Raw genomic sequence first — 18,396 nt, 5'->3', positions numbered from 1 at the left:
GATCACCGCCTAATTGTCAAACGGTACAACATAATCGTAGCCATCATGATGCACTGTGATGGTTTTGTCTTGTACCGAAACGACTTTAGCGGTGACTGTTTGACCGTTGATTGTGGCATCAACGTCTTCACCGACATGATAACGGTCAGCTAACGTAGAAGAACTGTTAGCTTGTGAGCTAGATGAGCTAGATGAGCTTGATTGACTACTTGAAGCACTTACCTTTGAAGAAGAACTAGCCTCAGATGATTCAGGGGCTAAGGTTACGGTTGCGTTGCCTTCGTTGTGACTACTCGCAGAGACCGCTTTTGATGATTGTGCGGCGCTATCTGTTTTGTGTTGTGCCATCGCATAACCACCAAAGCCCGCACCACCAATAGCCAGAACGGCCAAGACACCAATCGCCGCTGATTGCCAAGCACTTGTTTTCTTTTGTTCAACTTGAGGCTGCTTCATCTGCGCTGCTAACAAAGTCATCAATTGTTGGTTAGTTTCATCATGTGATGTTGTTTGGGGGGCATTTTGAAGCATTTGTAACTGTTGACGAAGTTGGGAACCCTCATCACTATTGACAGCATCTTTACCTTTTAATTGTTGCTCGAGGTTTAGATTAGTTTGCTTCAAAATTTGGACTTGTTGCTCAAGTTCACTGAGGTTACCAGCATGCGTTTTAGCACTTTCTAACTCAGTGGCACTGATCATCGCTTTTTCATGCTCTGATTGATATTGTGCCCGCTTGTTACTGATGTCTTCTTCCAGCTTTTGATGCATGTCTAGCAAGGATTGTGTGTTCTGAGCTAATAGATCATCACGCAAAGCTTTAAGACTGGTTAGCGTCTCTGTTTGCGCTTGTGACGTCACTTCTGAGACCTGATCGTCTACTGTGGCTTGAAGATTACTTTGCAAGTCTTTAGAACGTTCTATAAACCAGTTATCCAGCTCTTGATTAACAGATACTTTCAAAGCCTCTAAGTCGCTGACAAAGTCACTCTTGAGCGTTTTGAGTGTATTATCATGACGCGCATTCTCATCTTCCACAGCCGTGCGATAACCTGCTTCACGAGCTTGATGTGCTTGCGCATAACGGGTTTCAAACTCAGTTGCCCGTTCTTCTTTCATTTGTGCATCAACCGTCTCAGAAACATTAGTGTCACGCAACTGTTCAACTGCTGCTTTCGTCTTTGCTTGTTGTTGCTTCAACAAGTCAGACATCGCTTTGCGTATCTTTTGCGTGTAAATGTTGCTGGTATCATTCAAAAAGTCATTTGCTTTGGCTTTGTCTGCGTTCAAACGACTAACCACGTAATCGGGGTGTTCCGCAGGTAAATCAGCTTTGACATCACTCATTTCAAAAGCACTTGGTGCCAAGTTGACACGATCAATTAACTTCTGTGTGGGATCACTTTCGGTCATGACACCCTCTGAGTTGTCTTGAGTCGGAACAACAGCTTGAACAGTTGGCTTCACTGTTTTATCACGTGAAGGTTGCTTTGGCTGTTCAACTATCTTAGGAATAGTAGGTCCAGCCGTAAAAGTCACTCCATTTGGATTTTCCCAAATTGCATCATTTGGGTGCTCACTTGATTCAGCCTCATTTGAGTCAGCTTTAGTAGATTCCTCGACAGGTAGCTTAACTTCGGCAGTTGTTCGTTGGAACTTATTTGGCTCAACCGTGAGGACTTCACCGGTTTCACGCGCTTGTCTAAATTGTTCCTCAGAAGGTAACGCTGGCAAGTCATCTGATGAGAGAGTGCCATCAGCTAGCACGGCATCCATCAGCGGTTGTAGGGCTTCAACAATAATTTCATAAGTCATATCTTCATCTTGACGAATTTCTGTGTCGTTGAAAATATGATCAGCGGTACTAACAACAATGTTTTCAAACCCTGCTGTTAATGTCGCTCTTTCCCAACTTAATCCTGTTGGCTCAGCACGACCTTTTTCGTTAGTGATAAAGTAGACGACGTTGCCTAGACGAACGTCATGATCACCTGCTCGAACCACATCATTGACCAAACGAGCAGCGAATTGTTGTAGCCCTGACAGTGATACATTCGGCCAGCTTTCACTTACTCCACTTTTGTCTGCCAGGTCTTGAATCACCTCATCATTGAGATCAATTTCAGTTTGTTCAACGCGGGCAAAAAATGGATCACCGATACTAGTTTGTTTTTTCTTTCCAAACATATCTTATTCCCCCGTTTAGAATGGCCAGTTGATGACGTTTCCGCCACCAGCAGTTGTGGCGGTTTGCCAAATCCATGTCAGCAATAGTCCAGTCAAAGCACCACCACCAATACCAAACATGGCGTGCATTAGCTTACTGTTACTCTTTTGCGCCATCTGTTCATTACCAGTAGCACGCATGATGAAACCAATCAATAAGCAAATAGCGCCAACAACGATCAACACAATATAAAGAATTGTGATGACCTTTGAACCACTTGTTTTGGCAGCATCACCAATATCCGCTGAGGCAACAGTCGGTAGCCACATTGGTAATGAAGCAACCAATCCCGCTAATGTTTGTTGTAAGCGTGAAATCGGACGACGCTCCCATAGAAACTTGTTATGTGCATTTGACTTTTTCATTCAAAAAGTCCTCCTTTTTCTTTGTTGTGTTATCAACACACGCACAGAATAACAAGAATCAAAAAATTGTCATAAAGGTAAATGGTTTTTCCTGGGGCAAACAAAAAAGTCCGTCCAAATGGACGAACTGTGAGAATAAAATTTATTTTAATTTTTAGGGACTAGAAAATAAAAAACTCGATGTGTCGTTCCTACTTTGGCGAGCTGGAACACATCGAGTAAAAATAAACATTAGTTTATAATTTTAGTATATCAAAATGGCTTAGAAATACAAATCAGATAATTTATATTTACTCATAACACACTGCTGTCACTTTGTAATTGATAAGTTCCGATGCGATCTAGTTGTGTCACAAGATTTGTTTTAGGATTGTAGCTGACATTATAGACAAAACGTGTGGTAGCATCTGCCGAGTCCTTGAGATGGCTTTTAACAAAGACAATCACCTTCCCCTTTACTTCTGTGTCACTTGCTGAGGTGGGTAAGAAATCCATGTGATCATAAGTCATTACCACTCCTGTCTGTGTAATCATTTTATCGGGATCAGCCTTGAAATCTAAACTATTTTTGACGACCTCCTGAGTCACATAAGGTGTCATCTGTTTGGCTTTAGCATCAAATTCCTTTTGAGAGGCAATTGTCCAATCTAGGGTAAACAGTTTATCTAGCAAGGTAGAGGCTGCAGAAACATTCGGTTGCTTTGAATCTAGTACCGTACCGACCTTTGATTTCTTCTTGATGAGTTTGCTTTGTTGCACGGCTAGTTCGTTTGTGGCACTTTGATGCGTTTTAACAGCGACTTGAGTAGCTAACCAAAAGCCAAGTCCAGCAACCACCATCAACACTGGAATAGCCCACAATAAGGCTATTTTTTTATTTACTTTTGACATGGTTATTTCCTTCCTGAGGTATCTTTTACAGCACCCGTTTGGAGTTCTGTAATTTTGCCATTTTCAATGTGCATCAATAGTGTTGTGCTGGTTTCCTCTTTGCCTAATTTATATTTAACCGTCCCAAATCCTAGGCCTGAGCCATCGGCTGCTTTAGAATAGACAATATCATTGCTTTCTAAGTGAAAAGTTGGCACGCCTTCATCCACATCACCGCCAAACGTTGCCCCTAGAAAAGCTGACACAACATCATTCGTTGCCACACTACTTTTAGCATCTGATTTATTTAACTTTGGTAAGATGGCAAACATTTCTTTGAGGAAAGTATTGCCAATCTTTTCAATGTTTTGGGTATCTCGAATATCAGCGGTTTTAACCTTATCAAGTTGTTTAGCTTGAACACTGTACTGACTTGCCTTAGCTTTTGTTGCCTTGATTTCTTGATGCACGATAGTCACACTCTTGACCGTGCGTTGATAGCTAAGTCCTTGCTGAACTAAAAACAGGCAAGCAAGCGTTAACACAAACGCGTAAACCCATTTTAAATTGAATTTTGTCATGGTTAATCTCCTGCGACCACTTTGGCAATCGTTTTGTTATTGGTTGAGCTGGTACTGTCAATTACTTGATTACCTTTTAAAGCAATCACTGTTGGTACTTGTGTCACACCATACTTCGCGAGATATGCTTGTGCATCAGACTTTTTAACGTTGACCACAACGTAATCAATTGTCTTTTGATGTGTCTTGATCGTCTTTTTAATCGTGCTACGCGCTTTCTTACAGTCAGGGCAACCAGGCTTATGGAAGATTAAGACTGTCTTTTGCTTGCTACTGGCATCTAACTGGTCAATTTTGTCAGCGAAGTTCTTGGTATCTGGATAACCATTCACTTCCGTGTTGTAGTAATAAGTTCCACCAATTGCAGTCAATATCGCAATGACGGCTAAAGAGAACACTGCAATGCCCCATTTCTTTAATTTATTCATATTTGAATACTCCTATTTATCTGTTTTGCCTGTACTAGAGTCAAATGGCCCACTAGGAATAACAACGTTAGTGCCTGCCTTTGCAGGTAGCTTGAGATAAAGCCCAGGGGATTTTAGTCCTTTACTTTCGGGCGCCCAATTGTATTGATCTTTTGTTTGCACTGCGAAGTGAACATGAATACCTGTCGCTTCACCAGTTTGGCCTTCATGACTAATGTGTTGACCAGCAGAAACCTTATCACCTGTATTGACAACAATTGCTGATTGTGTTGGTGCGTGACCATAATAGGTAAACACCCCGTCAGTGCCTTTAATCACTAGCCAATTACCGCCAACTGAATCAAAACTTTTGGCTACCACCGTGCCATCATGAACAGCGTACACATTACTTTCACCACCAGCCATAGTGTGGTTGACGGTTTGAAAATCGACACCATAATGTTCTGCACCTGTCAGGCCTGCATAGTTTGGATAGCCACCTGTTATGTTGTATTTCCCTTTAACTGGTAAGCCATCTGTGTTGGTATCCAACCCTGTGTCACATGAGGCATCAGACATAGCACTTGAATTGGCATCGCTTGAGGTATCACTAGAACCTGAGTCGTTGTTGCCGCCATCAAAGACATCAATATCACCTGCATAATCTAGTTTGAAAACCTTTTTGACTTCTTCGGCAGTTTTTGCGGTGTCGGCGACTTTTCGCTGTGGATCGTTTTCTCCGACTCCTTCAAACTTTGTATCCCAAGCCACCATTGAACTGTTAATGTTGTTAGCGGCCGCTAGGCCAATTAGAGTTGCTTTATGACTACTATGCAATTCATTGATTGCCAGTTGAACTTGTGCTTGCACTGTATCAGCTGTGTCACCATAGCGATTTCCGTTAATACCACCAGCGCCCCATTGCCAGATGCCTTTTACAGAGCCAGCAGGATTGACGGCTTTCGGGTTAAAGCCACTTTCTCTAAGACCAATTGCAATCGCAGCAGCGATATTGTCGCCTGACATTTTAATTTCTTTATGAAAACGGTCAATTGCATGTTGTATGGCTTTGTGCGTTGCTGAGTTGGGATCTTTCCAATCGCCACCGATTGAAGTGCCACCATCATCAATTGTTGTATCATCATTCCAACAATTGGCATTCTGTGTTGAAAAGACCATGACGCACATTAAGGCAATAACTGATATTGACAGAATTGCTGTGGTAATGATGCCGATGATGACATACAAACGGCGCTTTTTATCTTGCATCCAACGTTCTAACATGGTCTAACCTCCAATTAAAAGGCTGAGGCCTTTGAGAATAAAAACAAAAACAAAACCAACAATGACATACCAAATAATTTTGTTATCCACTGGTTGAGGCTTTTGACCTTTGTCATAGTTTTCAACGATTTGTTGTGCCTCTTGCTTCATTTTTTCGCGGTTATCACGCGCCTTCTTTAATGGATGTGGCAATTTCATCTTACAGTCCTCCACCAAACAAATTAATTTCTGAGTCATTGAGATCAACGTGCATGAAAGTAGCTTGCTTACCCACCAAGTTCATTAAGAAATCACCTTGATCCAATCCTTGTAGCGCTTGTAGTTGACCATCAGTGATATTAGTTTCACTCACCACACTGCGTAAACGGGTTGTATCCGTTTTTGATAGACGTCCAATCGTTTGCTTTGGGAATCGGCCAAAGAACGAAGATGCGGCACGACTAGCCTCAGTGTCTGATGCATTACCTGTTGGCACAACGTTTTTTAGTCCTGGGAAGATAGCAAACATACCAAAGAAATCTTTACCATGTTGTGCCATCATGTTATCGCCAAAGGTTATGCCTAATGAATGTTTAGCATTGAAAATATCATCCGCTTCATCCTGTATCCACCAAAAGTATTTTGGTGGATTACCATTGTTGTTGGCTTGAGTTGAGACCTCACCGCGCTTAATGCGCTCACGTTGTTGTGTGCCGTTAATCGTGATGTAGCTTTCCATCAAAGACAAAATGGTAAAGTATTGCGCGTTGTAGAGATCATCTTCTAATCTTGAAAGACCACTCGTATCAAAACGAATCAAACGCTCACCAGACAAATCAGGCATAGTCGTTACACCATTCACCATGTCGCCATGATTTTGTATTAAGCTGCTAATCGTCGATAAGATATTGTCCAAACGTTCTACGGCGGGTTGCGTCATGTTGCGTGTCAGCATGTTACGAGTTTCTAGGAAGGTTTGAAAATCTTCGAGAATTGGATAGTCGTCATTTCGTAGCCCGATCACACGTAAATCCTGTGGGTTGTCTTTTGGTGACAATGACCACATACGCCGTTCAACATAGAAATCAGTAATTAAGTTTCCTAACATTTCCAATTCTTTCTTGTCGGCTTGCGGGTTAAGTGTAGCGTAATAGGTAATCACCTTTGTTCGGTGTTGGTTGAAGCTAGCAATAACATCAACATTGCCGTTAGCATCTAAGACTGTGCCAAACACTTGCATCAAATTAATGATGTTTTGACTACCATCAAGTGTCAAAGTGACACCGTAATAATAATTGACGAGATCACGCCATTCATTAGACTTATCAAATACCCAAACCGTGTCACCGCGAGAAACTAATGGCCCCAAATTCTTTTTAGCAAACGAGCTTTTACCTGAGCGCTCACCACCCACAACTAGGTTATAAGCGGTTAACTGCGTACGATGGTCATTGAAGCTAGGATCATACATAACTTCACCACGTTGCATCGTTAAGCCCATGTATGAGCCTCTAGGATGAGCGATAAAGGTTTGGTTAAAGGCATACGAGCCAGCCAAAGCATAGGCTTTCATTGGAAAGCCTTTGTCCTTAATCGTTTGATTTTCAATTGACATTGCTGGCATAAAAAACTGTTGGAAGTGTGTCAATTGCTCAGAAGGATAAACTTTCATGCGGTAGTTAGAAAGCTGTTGTTGGATTTCTTTAACACGGCGGCGTAATTCTTCTGGAGAAACATCTGATACCAGCAACCTAACGTAGACACGTTTGTAAATTTCCCGACCATTGCGAGCTTCATTCAAATCTTGCAGTGTAATGTCAGCATCTTGTTCGGCTTCTAACGCGTCACCTTGTGATGTCACTTCACTACGTGCCTTACTACGCAAGGTATTAGTGGCTGTTTCAAGTGCTTTTTGCACCTCAAACTTGTTCTCAGTCCCAATCTTAATGTCTACAATTGTATTCTTATGATTGATTAACTCTTTGAACCAGCCTTGTAATTGTTCATTTTTGGGATAGTCGTAGACGTTGATAATTGCACTACTTGCCATACCATCATCAAAGTAAGTAGTATGAAATTCAATACCACTAGGATTTTGAACTTCCTCAATAAGTTCTAAATTATAGCCGCGTGCTTTTAAAGCGGAACGTTTTGCTGTATTTAAACTTGTGCGCATGCTTATTTCTCCTCCAGTTCTAAGGTTTCACCAGGATTATTGATTTGGTACATGACCATCTTTTTACGATTAATTGAGACTGGCTCAGGTGTAAATGCCATGCCCGCGTGTGCCATAAAGTCACGACGATTTTTATCTAAGGCAGCTAACGTCTTACCGTAGATCACAGCGGTATATTCTTGATGTTTAATGTCGCCGACCACATTTTTTTCAATATTAATTTCTTGCAAAATAGTTTGGCGCATCATTAACAATTGTTGATAATGACGATCATCTAGGTCACCGCTATTTAATTGACTTTCCACTCTTACTAACTCTTGTCCCCATGAAGCTTGCTGGATACGGGTGTCAGCGGGTAGTTGACTAACGAAAATATCAAAGTCTTCCACGTAAACTGATAGCAACTGGTGAAAGTCAGCGATAATGGCGTTAGAACTCTTATCACCTTCTGCATTCAGGAAATCCAAATCTTTTCCTGGTAAATTGAGCATGTCAGCGTACGTATCATCTGCCAATAGAATTGGATGCCCTTTTTTATTCAAAATATCTTTATAAGGTAAAGCAAAGTAGATTGGAATTGGTTTGCGATTATCAAGTGCTTGTTTGACAACTGTTAAACCCTTTCCTTTTTGTGCTTGTTTAGCTTTTATTCCCATTATTTTTCCTCTCGTTTCCTGTTTTCAGTAATGGCAGTTAGATCACCTGTGGCGTGTTTGCTGGACTTTAAGATGCCACGTAGGATTTCTTGATACATGAGACCCATTGGGTTACTTGGACTAGGTAAAATCAAAAAGCCAGCTAGTAACGCATTACTGATAATTAGAATCAGCCCATACTTGCCAATATTGTAGGGATAGAATGATTTAATCATCAGGTAAGTAATGCCAAAAACAATGACTAGGACAAAGATTCGTTCCATCGTGAAAAACATCCACCGTGACACTTTCTTCCAAATATTGCGTCCAGGGGTAAAGTGTTCATACATATAATTTCTCCTTTAACGAGTTATTTTTGCCTGGATTGAAGTTCAATCTGTGGTCAGTGTACAAGGTATCGAAAGAATGTCATAAAGGTAAATGGTTTTTCCTAAGGCAAAGAAAAAGCCCCCTGCACGAACAGGAGACAATGATTTGCTTGTTATCTTTTTGTGTATCCAATCTATATAAGATATTGATAGATGTGTATATATTCATCTTATAACACAAACATACCTTTACCTATATTTAAAGTATAGTATATTGATATACATGTTATACGTATGATATAATATATATGTAAGCAAGTTTTACATGCCTGGATTGATGGTTTCATCGTCATTTCGTTTTGACAGATAAAATAACTAAGGAGCTTCATCATGAGTAAAACAATTACATTTTCAGCATCTAAAGGTGGCGTTGGTAAAACAACGATGACATTTAACTTCGCAAGTTTTCTGGTTCGACAAGGCTACAAGGTTTTGTTAATTGATTCAGACTATCAAGGTAACTTGTCCTCTACCTATGAAAGTTATACTAATAAAAATACGCTATATGACGTCTTTACAGGCGGTTTAGCACAAATTAGACAAATTACCCCACAATTAGGTTTGTTACCTGCTAGCCCTCATTTAGACGAATTAGAAGGCACATTACAATCAAAGAATAATAAAAACTTTTTGATGATGATGTGGCTTCAAGATCACCTTGAGGAAATCAAAGATTATGACTATATTCTAATTGACACCCATCCAGAGTTTGGGACGTTAACGAAGAATATGATTGCTGTGTCTGATTACGTTGTCGTGCCACTAGAACCCTCTGAATATGGCTTTATTCAATCAAAACAACAATTTGACCTGCGAATGAAAGAGTTCCGAGATGATGCAGTAGATATTAGAACACGCGAATCACTGATTGAAGCGAAAGTCTTGTACCTTGCTAATCGTGTGAAGCACAATACCCGTTCAAGTCATGAGTTTGGCCAAATTATTGACCAAATTGAGAACCTTGTCGCTGTCTTAAATGAGCGTGAAGTGTTTAATAGTTCAACGATGCTTAAAACCCCAGTGTTTGATTTAGACCAAGCCAAGCGCAACCCTAAAACCTTGCAACAAATTAATGATGCTTATCAAAAGCTATTAGAAAGTGTGAAATAATGGATTACGATAAAAAAGACCCCCGTATGTTTGATGAAGCCAGCGCTCAAAAACAAATGGCAGATGCCTTTAGTCGAGACGAGCCACAATCAGAGGTATCGTTAGGTGACGGATTCAAGCTGCCTTCTTCAAATCATAGTAGTCGTAAAATACAAACGACTTACACCATTCGCCCTGAGATAAAACAAGGCATTGAGAAGTTGGCTACCAAACAAGGATTCCGCTCATCAAGTGCCTTTGTCGATTTAGTGCTTGAGCAGGTTTTAAATCAATCAAAATAATTTAGGATAAAACGAAAGCCGTGATTTAAGTAATCACGGCTTTTGTTATTTATTTTTTATATCGTCTGGATCCATATCGGGAAAATCTTTATGGTATTCTGTAAAACTTTTGTAGTACCCATCAACAGTACCGTTTTGATGAATGTTATTGGCCATGTTACTAATCGACATATCCGGAACATCCGAGTCGGTGAATTCAACGCTTGTTCCAAATTTCTCTTTATCTTTTCCCACATCATTGATTGAGTGCGGTTTAGATAAGTAATCATTGGCCCAATTGACAAAATCCTGTTCTGTCCATGTTGTTATATGACCGTTGTAAATATGACCTTTTGTTTTAGCCGCTTTTTCGCCGTATAATTTGACTTTTTTGGCTGTTTTTATAGAAGCAGCATCTGACGCGCTTTTAACGCTTGAAGCATAACTTGATGATTGTGCCTCAGGGCTGTTTTGTTTTTGTTGGTGCAACATGGCTAACAAAATTCCGATAACAATGATTCCAATCACCACAATTGTAATCCAAATTTTATTTTGCTTAATTTTCTCCATCAGTATACTCCCTAAAATCAACTACTGTTAATTTTACCGTATTAGCCTACAAATTAAAAGTTTCACTTGTCTTCTTTACTTGATACGCTTTGTTGATTCTGCATTTTTGCTTTTTGTTTTGCAATAACACTCTCAGCCCAGGAGCGATCCTTTTCTTTTTGTTGCGCTGCTGTCAAAGGTTGAGTCACCGTCTTTTTGCCAGGCAATGTACCGCTCAAACGTGGGGTGTTTGGACGTGACATGGTTGCTGGTGTTGCACCAACTCCCTTAGGTTGAACAACTGTCCCGCCACTCACAATTGGCTTAGTTGAATTAGTAGCGCTAGGGTTGTGTGAGTTAGTTCTAGTAGGTAAGCCACGGTGTGCATCAGACATAGCGTGGCTCATGTTAGATTGAGACTTATTTGTTGTATCTTTTGGATGAGCATTAGGTGAATCTGTGGCAGCCTTTGAAAGTGCTTCATGAACATTACGTGGTTGAGAAGAATTAGATGGTAAATCGCCACTATCTGCTTTGGGTGTCACAGGCGAATGACGTTTGTTAAAGGCTTCAACGGCTTGTTGTCCTCCTGCAAAGTTGTCGGCGACACCACCAGCATAATCTTTGACATTGCCAACGGCTTTATTCACGCCACCTTTAACTTTATCACCAGCCGCACGACCAGTGTTTTTCAATAAACTACCTGGATGTTTCATTGCTCCGACTGTACGTCCTGCTACCTCAGCCGCCTTTGCCGCCTTCCCTGTGGCTTGAGCAGTGGGATCAACACCAGTATCGTTTAAGCTATGATCAGTCAGCGCTTTACTATTATCTAAGCCTTGATTGCCACCTGAGTTGGCAATCTTCTTACCTAGTTCACGATTCTTCTTTTTCTGTTCTGGTGAAATTGCGTTAAGGCCTTTGCCAATATTTTTTTTGGCAACCCTTGTGGCACCACCTACCATGTGGGCAGCTTGATTGGCTAACATCATTGAAGCAACGGGATTATGGCCTGAGCGAACACCAGTCCATTGCTCAATCATTTCAAAGCCACCTGCGAGCCCTTTACCACCAGCTAACAGAGCGGCAATCGACAAAATGGTGAATGGCCACATATCTAGACCTAAACCATTAATGGTATTAAAGGCGAATTCTACCCAGGCAAAGAAGAAGATTAATGAAATCGGCATCATGATAATACCTGTTATTTGTCCCTCAATCATTCCCAGAACTTGTTGGACACGTTTGCCTTGTGTGCCATCTCTGAGGCCAAAATATACAATTGAACCTGCCATAAAAGCCATTTTATAAACAGACGATAGCAAACGGACAATTGCCCCAGCTACAACGATAATAAAGACTATCTCACCACCAATAATGCCTAACCAGTTTGTTTTCATAACTGGATAATCATCCGCAAATGTCTTACCCAGCACAAGTGAGTCACCGGTAATATCAACCATGCTACCGTTACCGCCAATTTTTTTAGTAAAGACGGACTTTTGTGCATCGGACAATCCATCTGTATATCCTGCATCACTCATTACAGAGTGAAAATCACTTCCTGTTATTTGCCTAGTGCTTAACTTATGGTCCTTCTTGTAAGATGACAAATCAAAATTCTTTTTCGCCAATTCCTTCAAATTTGTTGAATTACCTTGCCACAGTTGCGTAACAATATTTGCTTCTTTATTACCAATAGTATCATTAACAGTCGCTGTCCCGATGCCACTCATCAATCCAATCGCCCAGGGTAAAGCCGTTATAACGGCAACTGTGATGGTGATTCCCTTAGGCCACTCTCTACCCTTACGACCAGAAGTAGCGGTAAATTGTATCCACTGCACCATCATCATGATGCCGAATATGACAAAACCCAGGTACAGGAAATCTTTTAGAATATTTCCTAAATTCCAGTCGCGATAGACATCACTGTTTGGTTCAAAAAAGATATTCATAAAGTCAAGTAACTTAAACGATGCGGTATAGGCGGTATAAACCGCATTCGCAATGTAATAGAAAATTAACGCAATACTGTGCATGAATAACATGATCAGCGTTAAGAATATGTGTGGCAATGGCGATAGGTATTGCGACCATTGCGTGTAAAAATCGGCTGTTGGGCCATTTACAGGTAAAGTATCTGCTAATGTATTGAGGCCCGAGAATAGATTTGTCATTCGACTTCTCCTTGAGTTGTTGCAGCGTTAAGCTGCTTATATATTTCCCACATGTATGCGGGTTCGTTGTTTAGTAATCGTAGAACTTTACCGTTATTGTTGTTGCCAGAAAGTGTCAGATATTTGCCACGATTTAAGTAAGCAACGGCACTGTTTTGTTCTTCCGTTTTATTTGAGCGCGGTATCCTCATTTTGATGGATTTCTCCACGATTTGACGTAGCTCAACATTATCTAGTTGTTCTTCTGTCATAAATGGCTCATCAGGGTTAAAGTCATGTTTCCACTGCAAGTAACGTTCCTCATCAGAGAGTTCTTGTTGTGTTTGCACTGTCGCTGTTTCGATACCTTGATGCGCTTTGGCCAAAATGTTGTTGATTTCATCATCAGCTAACGTATTGAGTTGACGATTATCAATTTGATTGCCACCTGCGCCTTCTTCCTCAATTTCTAGTTGAACTTGTTGATCTAGCTCATTAAAGTAAGGCACAAAGTCATGATAGAGGTCATCATATTTCAAATCGTTATGCTGTGCTTTGATGTTCAAGTCTGCCGTATAATAATCAAGTGAATACTGCTTACCCAATAATTCATAGGCAAACGGCATTCTATAAGCACCCGTAGAGAAAATTGGCAAAGGTCTAACTGATCTTCCCTTCTTATCCGCACGTTTAATCGTACGGATGGTAATCATCTCACGCGGACTCAATTCACTAATTTCTTTGGCATCCAACAGCCGAACCTTGCTAACTTGTGCATGACGATTACCACGATCTTGACGATCTAAGCCAATCTGTGAATTGACTGATTCGGTTTGAACTTCGACTTCACCTAATTGCTTAGATAGTGCTTCATTTGTTGGCTCATCATTAGTTAAAATGTGGAACCAGTTACCTGTGTTACCATTGATGTCATTGGTTTCCATTTCAGAATAATGAAGACGTGGTTGTGTTAGGGTTTGAATATACAAATCAACCAAATGCCCGTAGGTTAAACCACGCGTTAGAATGTTGGTGAAGCCTGGAATACGTGGGAACATAGAAAACTCATTGAGCTTATAAAGTATCCAACTGTCCATTTTCCTGCGGGTAATCGTTGAAGCAATATCGGTGTTAACCGAGAAGACTTGTGAGATAAACAAGCTGGCCAAAGCGGAGAAATCATCGTTAGATTGTGGCGTGATGATGAAGACTGCCATTGGATTTTCTGAGTAACGCAAGGTGACATCTGGTGTCTCAGTTGTGCCTTGTGGTTTAATTTGATCAACCAGGCATTGGATGACAGGCTGCTTAGAAAACAAGTCACGCTTAATCTTGCCATTGAGTAATTTTCGTTGTACAATCTTACCAGTCAACGTAAACGACTGTTTACGCATCGCAATTGAATTGCCGTCATTATCGAGTGACAACTCAATTTGCCATGAGACGGGTAAATGGTTATGAATCGGATAAGTTAGCGTGCCTGATTGGGACACAGTTAGCTTGTCCTTTTCTATTGCATGCTTTTTACCTGATTCATAAACATGAATGCTAACATGTACGCCCTTATAGCGGTCAGAAAACTTAATCTTTAGCATTCTTGGAAACCCTAAGTCGGTCAGATTGATAGTGTTGAAGGTTGTCAGACGTGTGATTGACTCTGAGGCAAACAAATTCAAACGATTCATAACTGAGAAAGAAATTGATGATTTTGTATCCCCTGTGGCGGATAGATACTCAGCGGCGTTTAGAATAATCATATTGCGCGCTGGTGTTCGCGGTAGTTTACCAATATTAGTAATGTACTTAGTTAAGCCATCACCTTCTTTATCCGTGAACTTGTTCATATCATTGATGAATTGCAAAACGTTTGAGATGGTTACCATTGATTTGTCCTGGTGACGTACAGCAATATCTAACACCGTGAGCATGACTGCCTGTATGGTACTTTCAGCGGCACTATCCCAAATATCTTTGTGGCTACTTTCTTCACCACTGGAACCACCAATAACCTGCACGACCTTACGCAATTCCGTATTGGCACTGTCCCAATCACCATCAAAGGCATAATCAATCGCAATTTCAAGAGGATTCCAGGACTCAGACTCACTTGGCTCCATGATGTTAAGTAGTTTCACGTCATAGCCCGCTGTGCGTAATGACTTGTAACTCATTTTGGCATCTTCGTTTTTGGCATCAGTATCAATAATATTCCATTTGATTTCGGCACGACGAATGATGTCAATTAGGGTATATCCACGCATTTGGTCTTTTGAGGAACGCGTCATCCCAGTGGTCTTTGAATGCGTGTTACTTGTATCCACCCAGTAAAAACCATCAAAACCGCCTTGAACATTCAGTTGCTTTTCAAATAGCTTTGGCAAACGTTCCAGTAAAACGGGACGTATTTTTTTGTACACCCCGCTAAATTCTAGTGAATTCATACCTAGTGGCCGCTTGAACCATTGCCACGCCCACAGGAACGGATGAATCATAAAGAATTCGAAGGTGTATCCTTGTGTGTGCAGCACTGGTTGTCCTGGGCGACCCTTAAAATTCTTATTGCGATCAGGAATCAATTTATAAACCTTATCAACCTCACGGACTTCCGCAAAGCGATTGGTATTACGCGTTTGGTCTCTAAACAATTGATACCAGTCATAGATGCGTTGGAAGACATATTTTTTGAGTAGGAGTAACAGGCATAGGATTAGTACAATGCTTGTCACTAAAGTTAGTCGCGACAGAATAGTGAAAATATTGAGTGGATTGAGCACAGTGGCTGTCATGTTCATAACATCATTGAATTCAGGCCATTGAGCAACACCACTTTGCATGTAGAACTTGAAGGCTTGAATATATGGGCCAACGACTCTTATCAACAAGTCAACAATAATCGTGACGTAAAGCGATATGAATATCACTCCAATAGTTGCTATAATGCCATACAGCCATAAGAACCAGGGACGACCACGCCAACGAATGTAACTCTCGCGCATAAATTGTCTTTCAGCGCGATAATCTTTTTTAAATAGCTTCATTGTCTGTTGCCTCCTTAACTGTGGAAACCACAACTTGCCATTCACCATAAGGGCTTGTCAAAGACGGTGGATTGCCAATGGCTCTAAAGATGAAAGTGTCAAAGTCTTGTCCTAATCCTTGTCGCTTTTGGATAATTGCGGCAGACACTGGATCACTCACATACGTGGCAATTGTGTCATCAATTGGTCTGACACCTCGCGATGGTTTATAACCAACATCTGCGATGTAGTTGGCAATTGGTGAGCTGACTTCCTGTGTACCATTTAGATACTCAAAGCCCAGGTCAAATGATGGAATATAACGCGCTACTTCTTGTGTGTCAAAAACAATATTGAAGCCACTAGTTTGTGCTTTTTGATTGAGTCGTGACAATTTTAGTTCAACAATTCGCACCATATCCGCCATTTTTAAGACATCAAAGACAATAATGGCACCAATTCTAGCGATAAACTCAGGACGGTAACCATCACTTTGCAAGGCAATTTCGAGTTGTTCTTCAAAGTTTGCTTGACGCTTTTTGTCTTCTTTAATAGAACCTGATTTGGCATCACGATTCATCACTGCTGTGGCCCCTGAGTTAGTTGTCATGACAATGATTAAGTCTTTAAAGTTAATGACACGACCATATTCATCACTCAAACGACCATCATCTAAGACCTGCAAAAGCAAATCCATGACTTCTGGATCAGCCTTTTCAATTTCATCCAACAATAATACGGCATAAGGTGTGTGCCTGACTCTAGTGGTGAGTTGATCTTTAAATCTTTCTAGGCTAGTCCCTGCAAACTTAAACTCAGACATATCAAAGCGGATAAAGTTTTGTTGGTTACCAAATAGATTTAGCGCTAGTTGTTTGGCGGTCTCAGTCTTACCAACACCTGTGGGCCCCATAAAGAGAAATGATTCAGGCTTTGAAGTATCGGCTAATCCTGCCTCGCGATTAGTCAGTTTCATAGCAACTTTTTCTAAGGCTGTGTCTTGACCAATCACCTGGCTTTTTAGTCTGGGTAACAAGTTCAATAATCGTTCATCAGTCGTCTGATTAATGACATATTCAGGTACATGATAGTCATCATGGATAATCGTAGCTACGTCTTGATTTGACAGTGTTGATCGATTATCCAGTCGTGCGACACTCAACGCGCCATCTAACAGCATAATTGCCTTTTCAGGAAAGTAACGGTCAGTGATATAGCGTTGTGATAGTGCCATAATTCTGTCTTGTACCGTTTCTGGCACTTCAATACCGTTATTTAGTTTTGTGGCGACTTTAGATAAAACGTTTTTCGTTTGTTCAAAGCTTAATTCTGGCACTTCAATCAAATCAAATCGCCGCATCAGTGCGCCATCACGCGCCACATATTCGTGAAATTCTTTCGTAGTCGTTGCCCCAATAATTTGGAGATCATCACGACTCAGAGCTGGTTTGATAATATTACCCGCATCCAATGAACTGCCTGATGTTTCAGCACCAGTGCCAACAATTTGATGAATTTCATCAATAAAAGCAATTACAGTGTCTTTATTAGCAATCAATTCATCAATGATCGCCTGGAACTTATGCGCAAATGACTCACCATCGCTGCTTTTCATCAAGTTGGCCAAACTAATTTGAACTAAGTGTTTGCCTTTGAGGGAAGGAACTGAGGTACTTAACAATTGGCGTGCCAAATCCTCTACAATAGCTGTTTTACCAACTCCAGGTAACCCAACTAATAAAGGCGCATTTTGAATTTGTTTCATCAGAGAGACCATGATACGACGTGTAATGCTTTCACGTTCGTAGGCATGATATTTGTCTGGATCAGACATCACTTTGGCACTAATGTCTGTTGTATAGCGATCAAGATAAGGCGTGGGATTGTTTTGTTTTAATTCAATCATTCATTCCCTCCCTGGTCGGTGACGGGATCACCGTAATTCGTATTGCTTTCAGGGACTTGATTTGCAGTATCGTGTTCTCTGGCTAATTCTTCTAATTCGCTTGTACTCGCATCAATGTGATCAACTGCTTTTTGACGATCAGCGAGTAAACTTGTGTAGACATCTGTGCTTTTGGCATCATCTAATTGATGATTTAATTGGCCAAGTTCTGGCACCTCATCAGCGGCAATAAAATCACCTTCGGGATCATAAATTGATACCACTTGTAATTTCTTGCCAACTTGCCGTAACACGGCCACCATTTCAATGCCTAAAATTGGATCGCCTGCTGGAAATAATTCGTGGTAGCGCCTGGTTTCAATTGTCAAAGCAATTGCACCTGGTTGCCCTTTTTCCTGGAAGGATAAAATATTAACTTCAGCAGACTTTGTAATGCCTGTGATAAAGCCTGTAAGTTCTTGAATGTTTTCTTGTGACATGTT

At 40.9% G+C, this 18,396-nt stretch carries 17 protein-coding genes; 2 read left to right on the top strand and 15 right to left on the bottom strand.

Going from position 1 to position 18,396, the window contains the following annotated elements; genetic code table 11:
- Nucleotides 1-9 precede the first annotated feature (9 nt).
- The 10 genes from RHP64_RS05435 to RHP64_RS05390 all read right to left on the bottom strand — a co-directional run bounded on the left by RHP64_RS05435 (nucleotide 10) and on the right by RHP64_RS05390 (nucleotide 8,874).
- Nucleotides 10-2,187 carry a hypothetical protein gene (locus RHP64_RS05435; protein ID WP_160215176.1) on the bottom strand — a complete coding sequence of 726 codons (2,178 nt, stop codon included), beginning with the start codon at nucleotides 2,185-2,187 and terminating at the stop codon, nucleotides 10-12.
- Nucleotides 2,188-2,202: 15 nt separating this feature from the next.
- Nucleotides 2,203-2,592, bottom strand: coding sequence for a hypothetical protein (locus RHP64_RS05430; protein WP_013102158.1), 390 nt, complete (start codon nucleotides 2,590-2,592; stop codon nucleotides 2,203-2,205).
- A gap of 294 nt (nucleotides 2,593-2,886) precedes the next feature.
- A complete protein-coding gene (locus tag RHP64_RS05425; RefSeq protein ID WP_150288706.1) occupies nucleotides 2,887-3,483 on the bottom strand; it encodes a hypothetical protein in 597 nt (198 codons plus the stop codon).
- 2 nt (nucleotides 3,484-3,485) lie between these two features.
- The gene (locus RHP64_RS05420) at nucleotides 3,486-4,043 is read right to left on the bottom strand and encodes a hypothetical protein (RefSeq protein ID WP_150288707.1); all 558 of its coding nucleotides are present in this window, start codon (nucleotides 4,041-4,043) and stop codon (nucleotides 3,486-3,488) included.
- A gap of 2 nt (nucleotides 4,044-4,045) precedes the next feature.
- Complete coding sequence (locus RHP64_RS05415) at nucleotides 4,046-4,471, bottom strand: thioredoxin family protein (RefSeq protein WP_150288708.1); 426 nt, start codon at nucleotides 4,469-4,471, stop codon at nucleotides 4,046-4,048.
- A 12-nt stretch (nucleotides 4,472-4,483) separates the two neighbouring features.
- Nucleotides 4,484-5,734 (bottom strand): phage tail tip lysozyme, encoded by a 1,251-nt coding sequence (locus tag RHP64_RS05410; RefSeq protein ID WP_160215177.1) that lies wholly within the window; start codon nucleotides 5,732-5,734, stop codon nucleotides 4,484-4,486.
- 3 nt (nucleotides 5,735-5,737) lie between these two features.
- Nucleotides 5,738-5,932, bottom strand: a complete 195-nt coding sequence (locus tag RHP64_RS05405) for a hypothetical protein (protein WP_105296052.1) — start codon at nucleotides 5,930-5,932, stop codon at nucleotides 5,738-5,740.
- Nucleotide 5,933: 1 nt separating this feature from the next.
- A complete protein-coding gene (locus RHP64_RS05400; protein ID WP_160215178.1) occupies nucleotides 5,934-7,889 on the bottom strand; it encodes a type IV secretion system protein VirB4 in 1,956 nt (651 codons plus the stop codon).
- A 2-nt stretch (nucleotides 7,890-7,891) separates the two neighbouring features.
- Nucleotides 7,892-8,545 carry a hypothetical protein gene (locus tag RHP64_RS05395; protein ID WP_150288711.1) on the bottom strand — a complete coding sequence of 218 codons (654 nt, stop codon included), beginning with the start codon at nucleotides 8,543-8,545 and terminating at the stop codon, nucleotides 7,892-7,894.
- Nucleotides 8,545-8,874, bottom strand: a complete 330-nt coding sequence (locus RHP64_RS05390; protein ID WP_150288712.1) for a hypothetical protein — start codon at nucleotides 8,872-8,874, stop codon at nucleotides 8,545-8,547. Before RHP64_RS05390 ends, RHP64_RS05395 begins: the two co-directional genes overlap by 1 nt.
- A 369-nt stretch (nucleotides 8,875-9,243) precedes the next feature.
- Between RHP64_RS05390 and RHP64_RS05385 the strand changes: the two genes are divergently transcribed.
- The gene (locus tag RHP64_RS05385) at nucleotides 9,244-10,023 is read left to right on the top strand and encodes a ParA family protein (protein WP_146992689.1); all 780 of its coding nucleotides are present in this window, start codon (nucleotides 9,244-9,246) and stop codon (nucleotides 10,021-10,023) included.
- Nucleotides 10,023-10,304 carry a hypothetical protein gene (locus tag RHP64_RS05380; protein ID WP_004915935.1) on the top strand — a complete coding sequence of 94 codons (282 nt, stop codon included), beginning with the start codon at nucleotides 10,023-10,025 and terminating at the stop codon, nucleotides 10,302-10,304. Before RHP64_RS05385 ends, RHP64_RS05380 begins: the two co-directional genes overlap by 1 nt.
- Before the next feature lie 45 nt (nucleotides 10,305-10,349).
- Here the strand turns inward: RHP64_RS05380 and RHP64_RS05375 are convergent, their stop codons facing one another.
- The 5 genes from RHP64_RS05375 to RHP64_RS05355 all read right to left on the bottom strand — a co-directional run bounded on the left by RHP64_RS05375 (nucleotide 10,350) and on the right by RHP64_RS05355 (nucleotide 18,393).
- Complete coding sequence (locus tag RHP64_RS05375; protein ID WP_150288713.1) at nucleotides 10,350-10,853, bottom strand: hypothetical protein; 504 nt, start codon at nucleotides 10,851-10,853, stop codon at nucleotides 10,350-10,352.
- Nucleotides 10,854-10,915: 62 nt separating this feature from the next.
- Nucleotides 10,916-13,012 carry a pLS20_p028 family conjugation system transmembrane protein gene (locus RHP64_RS05370; RefSeq protein WP_150288714.1) on the bottom strand — a complete coding sequence of 699 codons (2,097 nt, stop codon included), beginning with the start codon at nucleotides 13,010-13,012 and terminating at the stop codon, nucleotides 10,916-10,918.
- Nucleotides 13,009-16,029: a type IV secretory system conjugative DNA transfer family protein gene (locus tag RHP64_RS05365; RefSeq protein WP_462784966.1), complete on the bottom strand. Its 3,021-nt coding sequence runs from the start codon at nucleotides 16,027-16,029 to the stop codon at nucleotides 13,009-13,011. Before RHP64_RS05365 ends, RHP64_RS05370 begins: the two co-directional genes overlap by 4 nt.
- Nucleotides 16,016-17,914, bottom strand: a complete 1,899-nt coding sequence (locus RHP64_RS05360; protein ID WP_462784965.1) for an AAA family ATPase — start codon at nucleotides 17,912-17,914, stop codon at nucleotides 16,016-16,018. Before RHP64_RS05360 ends, RHP64_RS05365 begins: the two co-directional genes overlap by 14 nt.
- Complete coding sequence (locus RHP64_RS05355; protein WP_150288717.1) at nucleotides 17,911-18,393, bottom strand: hypothetical protein; 483 nt, start codon at nucleotides 18,391-18,393, stop codon at nucleotides 17,911-17,913. Before RHP64_RS05355 ends, RHP64_RS05360 begins: the two co-directional genes overlap by 4 nt.
- Between the last annotated feature and the right edge of the window lie 3 nt (nucleotides 18,394-18,396).

The sequence above is a fragment of the Leuconostoc sp. XM4 genome, assembly GCF_055698815.1.
The sequence above is the reverse complement of the archived record's forward strand: the minus strand, read 5'-3'. Positions and strand labels throughout refer to the sequence as shown.